The organism is Ochrobactrum sp. BTU2 (assembly GCF_024539785.1).
Taxonomy (GTDB): domain Bacteria; phylum Pseudomonadota; class Alphaproteobacteria; order Rhizobiales; family Rhizobiaceae; genus Brucella; species Brucella anthropi.
On the sequence record NZ_JAHWRG010000031.1, the window covers coordinates 1 to 18,384 of the forward strand.

The window sequence follows — 18,384 nt, forward strand, 5'->3', positions numbered from 1 at the left end:
TAAATCAACCCCTAAACCGAGCCGGAAACTCCAATCTTCAAAAGCACAAATAGTCTCAAATCATTCGACGACGGACATGCGTCGTAAACAGGAATTGCTGAAAATTCTCAAACGCCCAGAAATCCCGTTGCACACCAATGCGTCCGAGAATGATCTGCGCAGCTGCGTCACCAAACGCAAGATCTCAGGCGGCACCATGAGCCGGGATGGCCGTGTTGCCCGCGATACGATGCTCGGCCTTATGAAGACTTGCAAAAAGCTTGGCCTGTCCTTCTGGCACTACCTCGGCGATCGGCTTCATATATCCACTCAGAAGCCAGCTATCCCCGAACTCGCAGGCTTCATCATTGCAAAAGCCTGACAAGCCCTGTCTTCATTGACGACGATCAGGCTTCAAAAATGGGAGCACCCGGCCTGCTCTTGTGGGAGCCTCATCCAGAATATGCTGACCAGTTAAGCGCAGCAATGACGGCAAATACCAAAGCACCTGACGATCACGCCATTTGGTGCTTCAAACATCACGTCGCTGCCGATCCTGAAGCGCTGCGACCGTCTTTGCTGTTGCAGACACTGCAATTACTCAACTACGCACGATGACGTAATTGCGGTCGGCGCGCGTGGCGCACAGACTGCGATCCCGCAATCAAACGTTTCGGAGGAGCTGTCATGAAGCAATATGTTGGGCTGGATGTCTCGCAAAGAGAGACCGCAGTGTGTGTGGTCAGTGAAACTGGGCAATTAATCTTTGAGGGAAAGGCCAAGTCAGATCCTGGCGATCTGACCAGGCTGCTGCGCAAACATGCGCCGCTGGCTGAGCGTATTGGCTTTGAGACGGGTGCGATGTCGAGCTGGCTTTGGCATGAGCTTCGTAGGGTCGTACTTCCCGTTGTTTGCATAGACGCGCGACATGCACACGCGGCACTGTCGGTGCGCATGAACAAAAGCGACCAAAACGATGCGCGAGGCCTCGCTGAACTGGTACGGGTGGGCTGGTATCGAGAGGTCAAAGTCAAAAGCGAGGAGAGCCAGAAGATCCGAGGGATTCTCGTTGTGCGAGCTCGGCTTGTGTCCATGCGTCGGGACATCGAAAACCAGGTTCGTAGCTTGGTCAAAGAATATGGGTTGCTATTTCCTCGCGCTATCGGCCAACAGTTCCGCAACACGGTCAACGATCTTTTAGGCGAGGATCATCAGCTCCTCATCGTAGTCGCGCCACTTTTATCGATACACGAGCATATCTGCCGACAGCAGTGCGCGTTCGACGACGAGGTCCGCCGTTTGGCTAGACAGGACGAGACGACGCGTCGCCTGATGACGGTGCCCGGTGTCGGAGTAATTACGGCCCTGACATTCCGCCATACGATCGATGACCCGTCCCGCTTCCGATCAGCCTCGCTAGTCGGCGCATATCTTGGCCTTACGCCTCGGCGCAAACAATCGGGGGAAACTGACACCAGCGGTAAGATATCTCGATGGGGCGACCGGCTTCTCCGCACTTATTTGTTCGAGGCGGCGACCGTTCTGCTTTATCGGACCAAGAAGTGGTCCTCTCTCAAGGCCTGGGGGATGAAACTTGCAAAGCGGATTGGCATGAAGAAAGCGAAGGTCGCGATCGCGCGCAAGATTGCCGTCATTCTCCATTCCATTTGGGTCGACGGTACATCGTTCGACTGGGGTCACGCCAAGTCAATCTAATCTAAAGTTCTTGGCCCGGTCCACCGGGCTGGCGATGTCCCGCTGGGACGGTGGTCGTGGTGACCTCGGTCAATCGGCTGGTGGCGGATCTTCCGCACTCCGTTGCACACGTTGAGGCACCCGATCCGGACATCATCATGAGGCGCCTAGCGACCTCGGAAAGGACCATGACCCCAGCGATGGCATCAATACGATCGCGTTGAGCTCTGGCAACCATGTTATCAACCGAGCTGGCAATCGTATGCCAGCCGCGCTCACCCCGCCTTCACTATCCCGACCAGTTTCGACTGGGCGAGCGCTACCGCATTGCCGTCGTTGAATTTAAGAGGATGCTTGACAACAATCCGCAATTAAAGGGCCGATTGACAATAAACTCGTCGGATCATTCATTTCAAACGAATTGTGCTCGCGGTTGGAAGCGGCCGTTTCGCAAAACGAACGCCAAGGCAGTAGAACCGGTTTCCGTTGTATGTCTGTTCGACTATTGCCGCTGACGGCAATCTAACCCCTTTTCGCGATGGCACCGATATTCTCCTATTGACAGATGGTCGCTGGAAGATGATATATTATATATCAAATAGAAAAGGGAACCGAATGGTTACGGTCAATTGTGATATGGGAGAGGCCTTCGGCATCTATCGTTTTGGCGACGATGAGGCTTGCATGTCATTTGTGACGCACGCCAATATTGCCTGCGGTTTTCACGCTTCCGACCCCGTCGTGATGGCCAAGACCGTGCGTCTCGCAAAAAAGGCAGGGATCAACATCGGATCTCATCCAGGATTGCCAGATCGTGAAGGATTCGGACGTCGGCCAATGCGTATGACCCGCGAAGAAGTCGCGGCACTGACCATCTACCAGACAGGCGCTCTGGAAGGATTTTTGCGTGCAGAAGGCGTAACGCTCTCGCACATCAAGCCACATGGTTCACTGTTCGGTATGGCGCAGAACGAACTGGCGGTGGCCGAGGGGATTGCGGATGCCGCCGAGGTGTTTGGCGTGCCGGTTATCGCGTTTTCCGATTGCTGCATGTCCGAAGTATTTTCCCGGCGCGGTATCCCCTTCAGTTGTGAATTTTATGTCGATATTGACTATGGGGACGACGGGCGTCAGATCATCTCTCGTGAACATCCGCCCATCGCGGCTGCGGATGTGGCCGAGAAAGTGCGGCGTGCCATTGAGCATGGGTTGACGCACTCGGTGACCGGCAAAGACGTGCCTGTCGTCGCGGAATCGATCTGCGTTCATTCCGACACGCCCAATGCCATAGAGGTTGCTCGTGCGGTCTTTGACGAATTGAATCGTAGCGGCAAGCTAACCCGGGGTTAGATCGGTGCGCACACTGGCGGGAAAACCACTGCAAGAAGACATGGCTAGTGCGATAGCCCCGGCATTGCGGGCCATTGCTGCCTCTATGGGGCCAGACGGACGGCACGTCATTTATTCGGCTGGCAATCGTGTTTTAGCGGCGCGCACAGGCAGCGAAATTGCCCGTCAGATGTGCTCGGAGCATTATGCCGAACGGCTGCTGAAAGAAGTGCTTGTCGATGCAGAGCGCCAGTTCGGTGATGGAACTGCGCGGCTGGCCGTGATGGCTGATGCTGCGTTGACCGAAAGATGTCGGACCAACGGTTCAACTGTCCAGAATGAGCGCGTTATTGAGGCTCTTGCTGATTTAGCGCCGAAGGTGACTGCTGCTTTTGCAGTCGAAACCCGGATATGTGATGAGGCGGCGGGTCTTGTTGCTGCTGCTGGCGTAGATGCCGCTCTCATCCCTATCATCCTTGAGGCGGACAGGCTGGCCGGGCCCAATGGAATGGTTGAAGTAAAGGAAGGCGCCGAGACTAACGTCAGCTCGGGTCAGGGGTTCAGTTTCGATGCGCGACAGGTTGGTTCCGGTGCCGTTGCCGCCATGGACAATGTACATTTGATCGTCGCAAACGAAGTTTTATCAGATTTCAAAACACTTTCTCCGGTGATTGAGGGGTTCGCTTCAAACAGTAAAGCACTGGTCATCGTTGCGCGCGGCATCGAAGGGCAGGCACTTCAATTGGTCGAGCGCAACCGGCGAGCCGGAATTTTGAAAATTGCAGCACTTGTTCCTGCCGATGCTGGGCCGCGCGCGGCGGAAGTTCTTGAGGATATTGCCGCTGCGAGCGGTGCTACATTGATTTGTGCACGGATGGGAACGTCGATTGAAATGTTGAGGCCAGCCATGTTGGGAAAGGCCAGGCGTTTCCAGTTCGAAGGTGGGCGTGCGCATCTGGTGGAATCGGCAAGCTGCGTTGAGGATATCGCCTTGCGGGTTGCCGCAGCGGAGGCGGAGATCAATGCGCATCGCTACTTGCCCTTTGATCGTGAACATGCCGAACGTCGCAAGGCGCGACTGTTAGGGCAATGGGTGGAACTGACGATCGCCCGGGGGGCGGATTCTGTGGCGACGGTGGAAGTTGCACGCCGTGCGATTGTAGCGCTGCGCGCCGCACGCCGCGACGGTGTCATTCCGGGTGGAGGATGTGGCCTCGAAAGGATTGCGGATCGCCTGAAAGGCAGCGGCGGAAACGATCCCGCACTGATGGCTGCAGCGGCAATGATTGATGCAGCCCTGCGTGCTCCTGGGAAATGCTTGCGTCGTAACGGGATGATTCAGTCGGATCAAAGGGATCCAGCGTCTGCAGTTATTTTTGATCCAGCTGGTCTCTCAAGAGATTTGCTGGATGTCGCGCTCTCGCTTGCAATTCGCCTTGCCGGAATTGGCGGCGCGGTCCTGCAGCATTGAGCTTCAATATTTGATGAGAGTGAGAGCAAAGCAAGATGAGCAATGATGTCGCGGATCAGATGTTGGAGATAGAGGACCTCGTCCATCACTACGGTGCGGTGACTGCACTCTCGCACGTATCTCTTTCTGCCAGAAAGGGCGAGTTCCTGACGATCCTTGGCTCCAGCGGCTCTGGAAAAACCACGATGCTGCGTGTGATATCTGGACTGGAGATGCCGACATCGGTTCGAAGGCTCCGTATCGACGGACAGGATGTTGCGCATCTTCCTGCGGCTAAACGTAATTGCACAACGGTTTTCCAGAGCTATGCGCTGTTCCCGCATATGAGTGTTATCGAAAATGTAGCCTATGGATTGCGGATCCGAAAAGTGAACGCGACTGACGCCTTGAAGGAGGCGCGGCGAGCGCTTGCTATGGTGCAGCTTGAGGCGAAAGCCGACCGTCGGATCGGTCAGCTCTCGGGTGGCGAGCGGCAGCGTGTCGCGTTGGCGCGGGCGGTTGTCACCCAGCCGTCAATTCTCCTTCTTGACGAGCCCCTCGGTGCGTTGGACGAACGCCTCCGTCAAGATATGCAAATAGAGCTGATGGAATTGCAGCGCAGTCTTGGCATGACCTTTGTGTATATCACCCACAGCCAGGAAGAAGCGCTCACCATGAGCGACCGTGTGGTTCTGATGAGCCACGGCCAGATCGCGCAAAGCGGCAGCCCGCTGGACCTTTTTGACCGACCAAAGAGCCGGTTTGCTGCGGGCTTCATGGGCTACGAGAATATTCTTGAAGCAAAGCTGATCGGTCGCGAGGAGGCGATTGGCACCGTTGAATTCCCCGGCGGAGTACGCATCCGTGGTGTGATTACTTCAACAGGGTTGAGGACGGGTGACACCATCGCCATCGCGATCCGCGCTGAGCGTATATCGCCTGCGACTGCCGGTCTGTCGGATCACGCCGAGACCGTCGCGGCCAAGGTCACGAACAGGGTTTATCGCGGCAAGTATACGGATGTCACCGTGGCTACCGGCGTCGGGCCGTTACGGCTGCGCAGCTGGCACGGAGGCGCAAGCGAGAACAGCGAAGTAGAACGAGTTGGGTGGAGTGTGTCGGACGCTGTGATTTTTGCTGCCTGATGATTTTTAATCAATAAAACCAGAAAGGGAACATAAAATGAAAGACAAGTTTTCAACTTACAGTCAGGTCGAACTGACACGACGCGGGATGCTGGCAGGCATGGGAGCGCTTGCCGGAATTGCTGCCGTTGGAGGGATATCCGGTGTCGCAAAGGCGCAGGACATGCCGTTGGTCAAGATTTATGGCGTTCCCACCGCAGCCCTGAAAGATTGGGCCCCGATGGAAAAATCCATCGGCGTACGGGCTCAACTCAGCGGGTCCAGCAATGACGTTGGTGTGTTTATGCGCGATGTCATGGGCGCTAACATGGGTGACAGTGTCGATCTTTTCGTCTTTGAGTCCGGCACTGAAGACATTCTTGGTCCGCAGGGGCTTTATGCACCTCTGGATGAGGCTAATCCCGAACTGACGCTTTGGGAACGCACGTCCGATGACTGGAAGCGCTCGCCCGTTGTGCAGGACCGGGATGGCAAGCAATGGGGCGTGCCGGTCATCGGTAACGCCGACAGTTTCGGCTATTTTCCCGAGAAGCTGGGTATGGCTCCCGACAGCCAGGAAGAGCTGTCGTGGTCACTTATGTTTGAGGATGAAAAGACCCGCGGTCGTGTGGCTTATGGCAATGCCTATACCTACTCGATGGGGGTAGCAGCGCTTTACCTGCAATCCAAGGGAGCAGCAAGCTTTGCAAATATTGCCGACCTGACGCCGGAAGAAGCGAAAACTGTGGCTGACTTCCTCATCGAGCGCAAAAAGGCCGGTCAGTTCCGTACTCTGTATGGCGCTTTCGAAGAGCAGATTCAGTTGCTGACCAACCGCGAAGTGGATGTCATCAATTGCTGGGAGCCAGCGGTTCGTGAAGTCAATCTCGCACTCGGACCGGATGCCACACGATATGCCTATACCAAGGAAGGCTACTTCAAGTGGGGGCACGGCGCCTATATCGCCGCCCAGGCTGCGCAAAGGGACAATCTCGGTGCGATCTATAAGGTGCTGAATTACTTCCTCGGTGGAGAATATCGAGCGCTTCAGGCACGGGATCGGGGCTATGCGGGTCCGAACATGGACCTTGGTGCGGAATATGCCACGGCCAATGGCTGGAGTGCGGAAGAGATTGCTGCATTGAAAGCCACGGAAGCCAAGGTGAGCAAGAAGTTCTCCAAGCCCTATGTCTCGACCACCACGCCGGATAATGCTGCCGGTATGGAAGAGGAATGGCAGCGTTTCTTGAACGCCTGACCTTCGCCTGTCAGTCAACCGATGCGACCAGGCCCGTAGATCAGTGCGGGCCCGGGATGCAACATGCTCGAAAATTTTTTGGAAGATTGAGATGCAACAGATAGCGAGTGCCGCAGAGATGCCGGTTGTTGGCCGTCAGAGTTCTCTATATGCCATCAGGGCAAAACTCACCGACATGAACGTCGCTGCGACTGTCATTCTGTTGATCTGGTTTGCACTGGTCATCGTGCCGATTGTCATTCTTTTCGCCTTCAGCTTCTTTTCGACCGTACAGTTTCGCACTGTTTATACCCCGACGCTCGATACCTGGGTCGGACTATTTTCATCGGGACGTTGGGAGGTGACATTGCGCACCTTGCGCATCGCGCTGACGGTCACGGCTATTGAACTGGCCATAGCGTTTCCTTTTGCGCTTTGGCTCGCGAAAGGCTGCAAGTCGAATACGAGCCGTGCTGTCTGTCTCGCCCTGCTGACGATCCCGTTCTTTCTGGACATGTCCTCGCGCACCATCGTGTGGCGTGCAATTCTTGGTCAATCGGGTCTGATCAATACGATCTTGATCAACATTGGCGTGGTGAATACGCCAGTGGAATGGCTGCTCTATTCAGAGGTCGCGGTGCATTTTGGCATGGTCGTCAGCTTGTTCCCGTCCATGGTGATGCCGATCTATCTTGCAATCAATTTGATCGATGACACTCTGATCGAAGCTAGCAACGATCTTGGAGCATCTCCTTGGCAGACCGTTAGCCGTATTATTATTCCGTTGTCCTTGCCGGGCATCATGGCTGGCATCGTGTTCTGTCTCGGTCCGGCACTTGCCGCCTGGGTTGAGCCTGGCATGTTGGGGGGCGGCTTTGTCAATCTTATCTCGAATTCGATAGAAAGCGCCTATTCGGCACTGCGCTATCCGGTCGTCGCTGCGCTGTCAGCCTTCGTGATCCTGCTGCTGCTGGCTCTGCTTGGAGGCATGTATCTGATCGCGCGCCGCTTTGGCGATCCGTCTTCGTCCATCAGTGTCCTGAAAGGCTGAGCACATGCAAACTCAGGGTAACACATACTTGCGGCAGATATCACCGAAGCTTGGTCCAAGCTACGCCCCGATCTGGAAACAGCTTTCCAAATGGGGCGGGTTCGTGATGCTGGCCGTCATCTATTTCCCGCTGCTCTGGCTGGTTCTTCTTTCGATCAGCCAAAACCCTCTTGGCGGCATTCCGGGTTCATTTTCGCTGGAGCACTATCGTTCGCTGTTCTCCAACAGCGCATGGCACAAACCCATGCTGGCAAGTCTGGTGATCGGCGTTGTGGTTGGGTTGATCTGTGCGATTGCCGCGACAATCATCGGTCGGGCCTTGCCGACCATGCGTAACCCAGGCCGTGTGCTGCTGATGTTCGTGGTTCCGCTTTTCGTACCTGGTATGTCGCTAGGGGCCGCCCTGTTCATTGTTGCACGCGCAGTTCTCAACCTGAAACTCGGCTTCTGGTCTATCGCGCTTGGACATTTCGTCTGGGCGTTTCCCTTTGCGCTGCTGATGATCCTTGTCGTTACGATTCGTTTTGATCATCGTCTCGTTGAAGCGGGAAGGGATCTTGGGGCCAGCGACTGGCGGGTGTTCTGGGATATCGAATTTCCAATCCTGATGCCGGGTATCGTCAGCGCGGCGTTGTTTGGCTTCCTGATGTCATTCAACGAAGTGATGCGGTCGATATTCCTGCGCGGCACTGCCGAAACCATGCCGGTCTGGAGTTGGATACAGGCGGCCGCACAGCAAAGTCAGGTGCCGATCATCTTCTCGCTGGCTTCGCTGGTACTGTTCGTCACGCTTCCGCTGCTGTGCGGTGTCTTCTGGCTTCTCTTTGCCAGGGTAGGCAGATCATGACCAAGGCTTTGCAAAAATTCTCGTCTGGCGGATCAGTCCGCGGGACTGAGCAACAGACGCGGAAGCAGCGCTTCGGCGGCAAGCTTCAGATCTTCCGCCATGGCTTCACGGGCCCCAATCGCATCACGGCGTTTCATCGCTGCCAGAATGTTGCGATGTTCATCGTTGGCGTGCTCCCGGTAATGGTCGGCATCAAAAAGACCGTTGAAGACAGGGCCGACCTTAAGCCAGAGCCCCTGGATCACCTGAAGCAGCTCGGGGTTGCCCGATTTTTCGTAAATGATGAAATGAAATTCGCGATTAAGCTTCATGTAGGTACGAGCATCAAAGGTAAGCGTGGTTTCGGCAATCCGGTTCAGCAGGGTTTCGATTTTGGCAAAGTCGCGTTCTGTAAGAAGGGGCGTAGCCAGTTCGGCAGCCATACCTTCCAGCGCTATGCGCATGGGCAGAAGGTGGTGAAACCGTTCTACCGTCATTTGAGGAACAACGATCGAGCGGTTGGGCAGCTGAACCAGCAGTCGTTCCGCGATCAGGCGTTGAAGGGCCTCGCGTATCGGCGTTACCGAAATCCCGAAATTGTCAGCAAGATTGCGGATCACCATCGGTTGCATGGGCATATAGGTGCCGTCAGCCATACCTTTGAGAATTTCTTCGTAAGCCCGGTCGCTCAGGGCCTCGCGCGCGATCTTGGTCATTCCATCCTTCTCCCTAAAGTCACCGAGCGAATTGCTCATGTTTTTCTTCAATATACGAGCGTGCAGCGCTTTCCGACAAGATATATCATATATCTATACAGGATAATTGGTGCTCAATTGGCTGGTAAGGCGGCTGACTGGTGGCAGCGCTCGCTCAGACTCGAACGGAGGTACTGTCATGTTGTATGAAACTTTACATTTTTCGCCCGGCGGTGACCGTGCCGTTGAAGTGGAATTGGGCGATGGGATGAGTTTCACACTGAACTTTACGGTTCATCGGCTTGTGGCTGCCATACGCGAAGCGCAGATTCCGGCCATTGAGGACATTATTCCAGAGCTTGCTTCGTTACAAATCAATTACGATCCCGACCGCATTTCCTATGAGAGTCTTATACGGGAGATCGCGGCCATATACGAGCGGATTGGGTCGGAGGTTTCCGGATCTCTTCCCAGCAGGCTGCTGACGTTGCCCATCCACTATTACGATGAGGAGACAACGGCCTGCATCGAAGACTACCGCAAGACCTATCCTGAAAAGCAGATTGATCCAGACCTCCTCTGCGAACTGAACGGTGTGGAGGATCGTGCTGCATTAGCGAGACGTCACTCTGGTACTGAATATTGGGTTGCGGCACTCGGCTTCTGGCCGGGTTTGTGCTCGCTGCTGCCTTTGCGTCCCGGTTCTCGTATCACTGCACCCAAATATAATCCTCCACGCACATGGACCCCGAAAGGGGCCGTGGGTATCGGTGGTGCGCTTTGCTGCATCTATCCTGACCGGACTCCTGGCGGATATCAGCTGATCGGACGTTGCCCGGCTCCAATCTATGACGGTTCACAGCGTCTGCCAGCGTTTCGGGACAGTCTTGCATTACTGCGTGCGGGCGAAAGGGTCCGCTTCCGGCCTGTGAGTGCGGAAGAATGTGCCTGGATCGATGCAGAAGTTGCTGCCGAACGTTATGAGCACGATGTGGTCGAATATCAGGTTTTCTCGGTTGATCAGTATCTGGAGTGGGCGAAAGCGCAGGGAGAAAAGGCATGAGTGCGCAAGGCATAACTGTTCTCAAACCCGGACTTGAAACAACGGTTCAGGAATTGCCGGGACGAATAGGTTATCTGGAGCAGGGCTTTCCGATCTCTGGTCCTTTCGATAAATGGTCGTTCCGACAAGCCAATCTGCTGGCGGGCAATCCACGCGATGCCGCTGCGCTTGAATGTCAGTTTCTTGGACCTTCACTGCGTTTAGATCAAGACGCGGTGATTGCCGTAACAGGCGCTGACATGCGCCCGAAGCTGGACGGTGAAGCCGTGCCTATGTGGCAAACCTTACCCGTATCTGCTGGTCAGATGCTGGAACTTGGCGCTGCCTATACCGGGGCGCGGGGCTATATCGCAATCTCGGGCGGCATTGATACTCCTGTCGTTCTCGGCTCTCGTGCTGTGTTTCATATGGCGCGGGTCGGCGGACAGGCCTTGGCAAAGGATCAGTTTTTGCCTCTCGGTCCACAGCCAAGCGGTGCTCCGGAAATTCTCACGATTCCCGAGGCCAACCGCCCGTGTTTTTCGACTGACAAAACCTGGCAGATCGAGGCGCTGGCGGGACCGAATGATGACTGGCTCGATCCTGCGGCTGTCGAGATGTTTTTCTCCTCGGACTGGTCGGTGCAGGCAAAGAGCAACCGCACCGGCATTCGTCTCACCGGCCCGAAATTCAGCTTTGCTGGTCGCGCCCTGAACAAGAGTAGTGATCACGGCCAGGACCCGTCGAACATTATCGACCACGGCTATCCGTTGGGGGCAGTCAATCTTGCCGGGCAAACGCCGATCATCCTTGTAAACGATGCCCCGAGCACCGGTGGTTTCATCAATCCATTCACTGTGGCCAGTGCGGCCTTTTGGAAACTCGCGCAGACGAAACCCGGGGATATTTTGCGATTTCGCCGCGTCGATCGTGAGGAGGCGGGTCAATTGCGCGCGGCGCTTGAAACCATGACCTGTGCAGGAGTGACGGTTCGTGTCTGAAGAACTGAATATGGTAATGGATGCCGATCCCGTTCGTGGCGCGCTCGGAGAAATGCTAAACAGCCCTCCACCGGTCATTGATGGTGTGAGCGCAGCAAAGCTGATGCGAACCTACTATGGAATATCGGGTATCGCTTATAGTCTAGCCTGCGAGCGCGACGCAAATTTTCATGTTGTCACCACTGACGGTCGTGGTTTCACGCTCAAGATTTCGAATCCGGCAGAGCCTGAAATCAATACCGATTTCCAGACCGAGGCTTTGCTATGGCTACAGGCTCGCGATCCTGACCTGCCAGTGCCAAAGGTCGTGCGGACACTCGAGGGGGAAAGCCAGTTTTCACTGATACTGGAGGACGGCCGGTCCAGCGTTGTTCGGGTGCTTACCTGGCTTGAAGGTGCGCCAGTGGCACGGGTCGGTGTCACGCCCGCGCTACGACGGGATATGGTGCGTGCTCTTGCGCGGCTTGGCATCGCCTTCGACGGGTTCGAGCATCCAGCATCTGGTCACGAAATCCTATGGGACGTCAAAAACGCGTCCCGTCTGCGACCGCTGGTCGAGACACTGGTGGAACCGGATCTGCGTAAGCAATTGATGGCTGAACTGGATCACTTTGATCATGTTGTTCGTCCGGCATTAGCTAATTTGCGGCAGCGTGTCGTGCACAATGATCTGAATTGGCACAACGTTGTTCTCAACGTTGCCGATCCTGACAAGATCACCGGTATTCTCGATTTTGGTGATATGGTGAAAACCCCACTGATCATCGATCTGGCGGTTGCTGTGTCCTATCATACGCAGACGCCCCTCAGTAGTCTGGAAGACGCGTGCGATATGGTCAGAGCTTATCATGAAGTCCTGCCGCTTGAGCGACGCGAGTTAGACGTGTTGCGTGATTTGATCGTCGCACGCCTGATGACGACAGTTGCCATCACTGAAGGTCGTGCCGCGCGCTATCCTCAAAACGCAGCTTATATTCTTCGCAATAATGGCCCCGCACGCGACGGCTTGCGTTTCTTTGCGACCCTTCCCCGAAATCAGGTCACCGCAGCTTTTTTGGCTGCGTGCAATATGGAGTGAGCGATGACAACCCGGGAATCAATGGTCAATGCCTTCGTCGAAGGTGCGACAGAACTGGACGAGGCCACGACGGCGATGATCGCGCAACGTAAGGCGCGGCTTGGTCCTGCCTATCGGCTCATGTATGAGCGCCCGCTACACTTTGTTCGCGGCGAGGGTGTCTGGCTATATGACCCGCAGGGAAATGCCTATCTGGATGCCTATAACAATGTCACTTCGGTTGGTCATTGTCACGCCAAGGTAGTTGAAGCTATCCGCCAGCAGGTTGGTATTCTGGCCACTAATACGCGTTATCTTCATGGTGCAATTCTGGATTATGCCGAGCGTTTGCTAGCGACTATGCCGTCCGAGATAGGGCACCTGATGTTCACCTGCACAGGTTCAGATGCCAACGATCTGGCTGTGCGGATTGCTCAATCCTACACCGGCGGGAAGGGAATTATCGTAACGGAAACCGCTTATCACGGTATCACGCAGGCAGTGTCGGAGTTCTCGCCCTCGCTCGGCGACAACGTCAATCTGGGTGCTCATGTCCGAACCGTTCCGGCACCGGACTCCTACCGGTCGCAGAATGTGGCCGAGGAATTCACGGATGCTGTCCGCGCTGCAATCCGAGATCTGCAACGGCACGGTATCAAGCCAGCTCTTTTGATCTGCGATGGCATTTTTGCCAGCGATGGCGTGTTCGACGGCCCGGTTGGCTTTCTTAAGGGAGCCGTTGATGCGATCCACGAAGCAGGTGGCCTTTATATCGCTGATGAAGTTCAGTCCGGTTTTGCACGCACAGGGGAGGCAATGTGGGGCTTTCAGCGTCACAGTGTGATCCCCGATATTGTGACCATGGGCAAGCCGATGGGGAACGGTTTTCCGGTTGCAGGCGTGGCCGTTCGCCCCGACGTTTTGGCCGAGTTCGGAAAAAAATCTCGTTATTTCAATACCTTTGGAGGTAATGCCGTGGCCATCGCCGCCGCTTCAGCCGTTCTTGACGTCATAGAGGAGGAGGGGCTTCTGGAAAACGCGACGTCTATCGGTCTTTATCTCAAGAACGGGTTCAACGCTCTTGCCCATAGGTACGATTGTCTGGGCGATGTGCGTGGTGCAGGCCTCTTCCTCGGTGTTGAAATCGTTTCGGACCGAGCCGCAAAAACACCGGACGCTGCTACCGCGACGCGCATCATCAATGGTTTGCGAGACGAAAACGTTCTCATCTCTGGCTGCGCCAAGGAAGCGAACGTATTGAAGATCCGTCCTCCTCTAATTTTCTCGCGCGAGAATGCGGATGAACTGATCGACAAACTGGATCGGGTGCTGCAGCGCCTGCATTGAAACCGGATCGGAGCTGTTCCTGTTTCCAGGGAACCGCTCCGATTGTTCTAACCATTCGTTTGGCAGCGTTCGGGGATTTTGAATGTTCCCGTTTCGCTGCAAATGCCAAATTTTTCCGGAGATACCATGACTATCAAGATGATCGAAGCGATATTGCCGGGTGTGGTCTATTTGTCGCCATCGCCTGATGCTCCCCCTTTCAAGACTTCGGGAGATCAGGTCGCTTCAGGCGAAACTTTGGCGCTGGTGGAAGTCATGAAATCCTTTCTGCCAATCGTGGCGGACGACGACGGTGTCTTTGTCAGCTATTCAGTCGAGAGCGAAAGTAACGTCGAGCCAGGTGAAATCGTTTGTCATATTGAGGTTGCATAATGACTGCTCCCATCCGCAAACTGCTGATCGCAAATCGCGGTGAGATCGCGGTCCGCATCATTCGCGCCGCAAAAGAGTTGGGTATCTCGACTGTTCAGATCGTCAGCGAAGCTGACCGCGACATGCTGGCTGCTCGCATGGCAGATGAAGTCATCGACATCGGACCGTCGGCGGCGACGAAATCCTATCTCAATGTTGAGCGCGTACTCAATGCGTTGCGCGAAAGCGGCGCGGATGCTTTGCATCCGGGCTATGGTTTTCTTTCGGAGAATGCCGAGTTCGCACGAGCGGTCACTGATCTCGGATGCATTTTCGTTGGCCCCGATGCGGATACGATTGAGCGGATGGGCGATAAGGTAAATGCTCGCCGAGCAGCGATTGAAGCGGGTGTTCCTGTGGTGCCTGGCAGTAAGGGGCGTCTGGATAATCCCGAGGCTGCACTGAAACTGGGCAGGGAAATGGGTTATCCCGTCATGGTGAAAGCTGCCGCAGGCGGCGGCGGACGAGGCATTCGAGTTGTACGCAGTGACGAGGAACTTGTCGCGGCTATCCCGCAGGCTATGGCGGAAGCGCAGGCTGCATTTGGAGACAATGGGCTTTATCTGGAAGTTTATATCGAGAATGCGCGTCACATTGAGGTTCAAATTCTCGGTGACGGTGAAACGGTTGTCCATCTCTTCGAGCGCGAATGTTCGCTGCAACGTCGACGACAGAAGGTTTGGGAAGAAGCTCCAGCGGTAGCGCTCTCGGCGGAATTGCGCTCTGAGCTATGCGCGTCGGCGGTGCGATTGGCACACACTGTTGGTTATCGTGGAGCGGGTACGATGGAGTATCTTTACGATCCACATCGCAAAGCATTCTATTTCATCGAGATGAACACGCGTATTCAAGTTGAGCATCCGGTGACCGAGATGATCACTGGCGTTGATCTTGTGCGTGAGATGCTGCTGATCGCTGGTGGTGCAAGGCTCTCGATGGCTCAAGAGGATATTCGATGCGACGGTCATGCGATTGAAGTTCGGATCAATGCCGAGGACCCGGCTCGCAACTTCTTACCAAGTCCTGGTCCAATTGATCGACTGCAGTTTCCAGAAGGCCCCGGAATTCGCTTCGATACCGGTTTCTATGCAGGCAGCCGTGTTCCGCCTTACTATGACTCCCTCATTGGCAAGCTGATCGTCAAGCATAGTTCTCGTCTGCAAGCGATCGAGCGTTTGAAGGAAGCTCTTGAACAGCTAGACATAGGTCCCATTGCAACGACGGCTCCACTCTACCGCACCCTCACAAAAAACAACGATCTCATAAATGGCGAGATATCAACGCAGTGGCTGGAAAGGTGGCTATCTGAAGATAAGGACACAGGTGTTGCTTGACGGGTTCCGTTGCAAAATTTCCACCGCACAGAACGGGACTTGCTTCGAAACAGCGGCGTGGATGCGTAACGAGTTGCGGAGGTCGGACGCGGAAGGAGATAGCTGAAGAATTTGGTATCGGGCTGTCGACGCTGACGCGATGGCTTTCGCGTCGTCAGGGTGCGGTTATGAACTAACCCGCACGCCGGGAAGCAAATGAAGATACGGAGGCTGAACTCAAGCGACTTCGTCGTAAGAAAAAGATTATTCCAGCAGGAGCGCGAGATACTAAAGCGTGTGAGAGCTTTTTTCGTCGGGGAGGGAAGTCGATGAAGTTTCGTCTCATTGATCAGGCGAAGAAAGAATTCCCCGCATCTCGTCTTTGCCAGTTTATGGGCGTAGGCGAAAGCGGCTATTTTTTGTGGAAAGATCGGCGAGCCAGTCGTAACCGCCCGATTGTTACCGTGGGGAATATGTCTTGACACGTTCGACGACTTCTTGGTCATCGACAAAGCATTCGAGGAATTCTTGCCATTTTTCGGCTGATTGACGCGCGTCGGCGAGTATCTGTCTGAGTTCATCGATGCCGTCGTCCGTTAGAGCGGAAGTGGTTTGATCCTCGCCGGTTACGACAGTGACTATATTTCCATAAGTCAGGTTATCGTCATTGCGGATGATCGCATACAGAAGGTCAGCATCCTCGTTGAGCATTTCAGCGACATAGTCTGTGGTGTAGACAAACGTGACCGTGGCCATCAGGCTGCCTCAGCATGTTCTGCTCCGAGAGGCACCCAATTCCATGGGAGCAACTCATCGAGCCGATTGATTTTGTGATCGTGAATGCGGTCGAGCACATCGGCCAGATAAGCCTGCGGATTGAGACCGCTCATCTTCGCCGTTTCAATGATCGTCATGGCACGTGCCAGAGTTTCCGCGCCAGTATCAGCGCCTGCGAATAACCAGTTCCGACGTCCAACACCAATGGGCCTCAGGGCTCGCTCCGCAGCGTTGTTGTCTATGGCCACACGACCGTCCTCCAGGAACAGGCAGAGTGACGGCCATCTGCTCAGCCCATAGCGCAAAGCTTTCGCCAGCTCGCTTTTGCCAGGAATGCGAAGCAACTGCTTTTCTGCCCATGCATGCAGTTCCTCGACCTTCGGCTTGCTGTGCTTTTGACGCGTGACAAGCCGTACATCGGCGGGTCGGCCTGCAATATCCCGCTCGATATCATACAGCGCTCCGATCCGATCGAGCGCCTCGCGCGCAATCCCGGATTTGTTCGCGGTCCAGATGTCATGAAAGTCACGCCGCCAATGCGCCCAGCAGGAAGCTTCGCGGAAGCGGCGTTTCCCGTCCGATCCCGGCTCATATAACTTCGCATAGCCTTTATAACCATCGGCCTGAAGGATGCCGCTCGCCTCTCGCAGATGATGGTGGACGTGCTCTTCCTTCCAGTCGGGAGCGAAGTAATAAACCGCACCCGGCGGTGCGCCACCTGCCCATGGACGCTGATCGCGGACGTAAGTCCAGATTCTGCCCTTCTTCACGCCTTTACCCAGTCCCTTGTCACGCAGTGAGCGATCCAGGACGCGGATCGGCGTGTCGTCAGCATGGAGGAGATCGCTTTTCATGATCTCGGTCTCAATGCGCTCGATCAGCGGACGGAGCACTTGCATGGCACGACCGCACCAGTCCACCAGTGTGCTGTCAGGTATATCGGCACCCATCCGCGCGAAGATCTCGTTGAGGCGATAGAGCGGCAGATGATCGTCGAACTTCGAGACCAGAATATAGGCCAGAAGACCAGCACCAGCCATGCTACCCGGTATCGGACGGCTGGGTGCAGGAACTTGCACCATCTTCTCACAACAACGGCACGACTTCTTTGGGCGGGCGATCTCGATGACCTTCATCGTCGCTGCGACCATGTCGAGGATTTCGCTGACATCCTCTCCGACAAGGCGCAATTCTCCGCCGCAAGCAGGACAACAATGACCGGGATCCAGTTCCCGGCGATCGCGAACGGCATTTTCCGACACACGCGGACGTCGACGCAGTGGCCGGGACTGTGAAGTCTCCTCCCGACCACAAGCCGTATCGTTTTCAAGCTCTTCGACGGGCGCGGTCTCGTGCTCGGCACTGGCAATCAACAGATCCTCCAGCGCCAGTTCCAGTTGCGCAATTTCCCGCTCGATCTTTTCAGAAGACTTGCCGAAGACCTGTTTCTTCAGCCGGGCAATGCGCAGCCTCAAACCCTGGATCAGGTGGTCATGCGCTTTCAACGCCGCCGACATCTTCGCATTCTCCGCCTGCAAGGCGGTGATCATCGCCTTCAGAAAGGCTGGATCATCAGGAAGAATTGAGCTCGCATTCGACATGATCCTGACTAGCATAAGTCAGGACAGAACGCCATAAAAACAAGTAGTTTCAGTAAGATAAAATCAACCGACCCGTGCTGGCGGAGCACCCCAGTCCGGACGTCTCCAGTCTATTCCTTCCCATAGCATCGCCAGTTGCGCTGCTTGTTGATTGCCGCTGAGAATTGACCCGGTGGGGGTGCGGATAAAAACTTGGACTGGTTTTACGTCACAATGCCAAGACAGTTTCGATATTCGATTGGGCTTCGAGCGCCAAGCGATATCTTGATCCGTTTCTCGTTGTACCACCGAATGTAGCCATCAACTTCATTGATAAAATGCTCGAGTGTGGTGTTCCTCCAATCGCTGGGATAAAAGAACTCCGTTTTGTCTGACATCAACGCCCATGAGACCAAATTGTATTAACTGAGAAGAGAGGATTTTCGGCTCATCATAGCTTTATCAAAGGA

At 55.1% G+C, this 18,384-nt stretch carries 17 protein-coding genes and 1 pseudogene; 14 read left to right on the forward strand and 4 right to left on the reverse strand.

Annotated elements, in window-relative coordinates:
• The 8 genes from KWJ32_RS26460 to KWJ32_RS26495 form a co-directional block, all read left to right on the forward strand.
• A partial coding sequence (locus KWJ32_RS26460; protein WP_256886548.1) for a transposase occupies nucleotides 1-361 on the forward strand: 361 nt, incomplete at its 5' end.
• Nucleotides 362-666: 305 nt separating this feature from the next.
• Nucleotides 667-1,695 carry an IS110 family transposase gene (locus KWJ32_RS26465; protein ID WP_256886549.1) on the forward strand — a complete coding sequence of 343 codons (1,029 nt, stop codon included), beginning with the start codon at nucleotides 667-669 and terminating at the stop codon, nucleotides 1,693-1,695.
• A gap of 465 nt (nucleotides 1,696-2,160) precedes the next feature.
• Entirely contained in the window at nucleotides 2,161-3,024 is an 864-nt protein-coding gene (gene pxpA / locus KWJ32_RS26470) for a 5-oxoprolinase subunit PxpA (protein WP_256886550.1), read from the forward strand.
• A 40-nt stretch (nucleotides 3,025-3,064) separates the two neighbouring features.
• The gene (locus KWJ32_RS26475) at nucleotides 3,065-4,474 is read left to right on the forward strand and encodes a TCP-1/cpn60 chaperonin family protein (RefSeq protein WP_256886551.1); all 1,410 of its coding nucleotides are present in this window, start codon (nucleotides 3,065-3,067) and stop codon (nucleotides 4,472-4,474) included.
• A 35-nt stretch (nucleotides 4,475-4,509) separates the two neighbouring features.
• Nucleotides 4,510-5,598: an ABC transporter ATP-binding protein gene (locus KWJ32_RS26480; RefSeq protein WP_256886552.1), complete on the forward strand. Its 1,089-nt coding sequence runs from the start codon at nucleotides 4,510-4,512 to the stop codon at nucleotides 5,596-5,598.
• 37 nt (nucleotides 5,599-5,635) lie between these two features.
• Nucleotides 5,636-6,835 carry a PotD/PotF family extracellular solute-binding protein gene (locus KWJ32_RS26485; RefSeq protein ID WP_256886553.1) on the forward strand — a complete coding sequence of 400 codons (1,200 nt, stop codon included), beginning with the start codon at nucleotides 5,636-5,638 and terminating at the stop codon, nucleotides 6,833-6,835.
• Between the two features lie 91 nt (nucleotides 6,836-6,926).
• A complete protein-coding gene (locus KWJ32_RS26490; RefSeq protein ID WP_256886554.1) occupies nucleotides 6,927-7,865 on the forward strand; it encodes an ABC transporter permease in 939 nt (312 codons plus the stop codon).
• Nucleotides 7,866-7,893: 28 nt separating this feature from the next.
• Nucleotides 7,894-8,712, forward strand: a complete 819-nt coding sequence (locus KWJ32_RS26495) for an ABC transporter permease subunit (RefSeq protein WP_256886555.1) — start codon at nucleotides 7,894-7,896, stop codon at nucleotides 8,710-8,712.
• 32 nt (nucleotides 8,713-8,744) lie between these two features.
• On the opposite strand, the gene KWJ32_RS26500 is transcribed toward KWJ32_RS26495, so the two are convergent.
• Complete coding sequence (locus tag KWJ32_RS26500) at nucleotides 8,745-9,407, reverse strand: GntR family transcriptional regulator (RefSeq protein ID WP_192800259.1); 663 nt, start codon at nucleotides 9,405-9,407, stop codon at nucleotides 8,745-8,747.
• Nucleotides 9,408-9,585: 178 nt separating this feature from the next.
• Between KWJ32_RS26500 and KWJ32_RS26505 the strand changes: the two genes are divergently transcribed.
• From KWJ32_RS26505 to KWJ32_RS26530, 6 genes are all read left to right on the forward strand, one after another.
• On the forward strand, nucleotides 9,586-10,449 hold the full coding sequence (locus KWJ32_RS26505) for an allophanate hydrolase subunit 1 (protein WP_256886556.1): 864 nt from the start codon (nucleotides 9,586-9,588) through the stop codon (nucleotides 10,447-10,449).
• The gene (locus KWJ32_RS26510; RefSeq protein ID WP_256886557.1) at nucleotides 10,446-11,429 is read left to right on the forward strand and encodes a biotin-dependent carboxyltransferase family protein; all 984 of its coding nucleotides are present in this window, start codon (nucleotides 10,446-10,448) and stop codon (nucleotides 11,427-11,429) included. The genes KWJ32_RS26505 and KWJ32_RS26510 overlap by 4 nt, the downstream gene beginning before the upstream one ends.
• Nucleotides 11,422-12,507: a phosphotransferase gene (locus KWJ32_RS26515; RefSeq protein WP_256886558.1), complete on the forward strand. Its 1,086-nt coding sequence runs from the start codon at nucleotides 11,422-11,424 to the stop codon at nucleotides 12,505-12,507. The genes KWJ32_RS26510 and KWJ32_RS26515 overlap by 8 nt, the downstream gene beginning before the upstream one ends.
• A gap of 3 nt (nucleotides 12,508-12,510) precedes the next feature.
• Nucleotides 12,511-13,833, forward strand: a complete 1,323-nt coding sequence (locus tag KWJ32_RS26520; protein ID WP_256886559.1) for an aspartate aminotransferase family protein — start codon at nucleotides 12,511-12,513, stop codon at nucleotides 13,831-13,833.
• Between the two features lie 126 nt (nucleotides 13,834-13,959).
• A complete protein-coding gene (locus KWJ32_RS26525) occupies nucleotides 13,960-14,205 on the forward strand; it encodes a biotin/lipoyl-containing protein (RefSeq protein WP_256886560.1) in 246 nt (81 codons plus the stop codon).
• The gene (locus KWJ32_RS26530) at nucleotides 14,205-15,578 is read left to right on the forward strand and encodes an acetyl-CoA carboxylase biotin carboxylase subunit (protein WP_151664100.1); all 1,374 of its coding nucleotides are present in this window, start codon (nucleotides 14,205-14,207) and stop codon (nucleotides 15,576-15,578) included. The genes KWJ32_RS26525 and KWJ32_RS26530 overlap by 1 nt, the downstream gene beginning before the upstream one ends.
• Before the next feature lie 438 nt (nucleotides 15,579-16,016).
• On the opposite strand, the gene KWJ32_RS26535 is transcribed toward KWJ32_RS26530, so the two are convergent.
• From KWJ32_RS26535 to KWJ32_RS26545, 3 genes and pseudogenes are all read right to left on the reverse strand, one after another.
• Nucleotides 16,017-16,313, reverse strand: coding sequence for a hypothetical protein (locus KWJ32_RS26535; RefSeq protein ID WP_256886561.1), 297 nt, complete (start codon nucleotides 16,311-16,313; stop codon nucleotides 16,017-16,019).
• On the reverse strand, nucleotides 16,313-17,935 hold the full coding sequence (locus KWJ32_RS26540; protein WP_256886562.1) for an IS66 family transposase: 1,623 nt from the start codon (nucleotides 17,933-17,935) through the stop codon (nucleotides 16,313-16,315). Before KWJ32_RS26540 ends, KWJ32_RS26535 begins: the two co-directional genes overlap by 1 nt.
• Before the next feature lie 203 nt (nucleotides 17,936-18,138).
• Nucleotides 18,139-18,303 (reverse strand): annotated as a pseudogene (locus KWJ32_RS26545) (IS3 family transposase); the annotation flags it as partial.
• Between the last annotated feature and the right edge of the window lie 81 nt (nucleotides 18,304-18,384).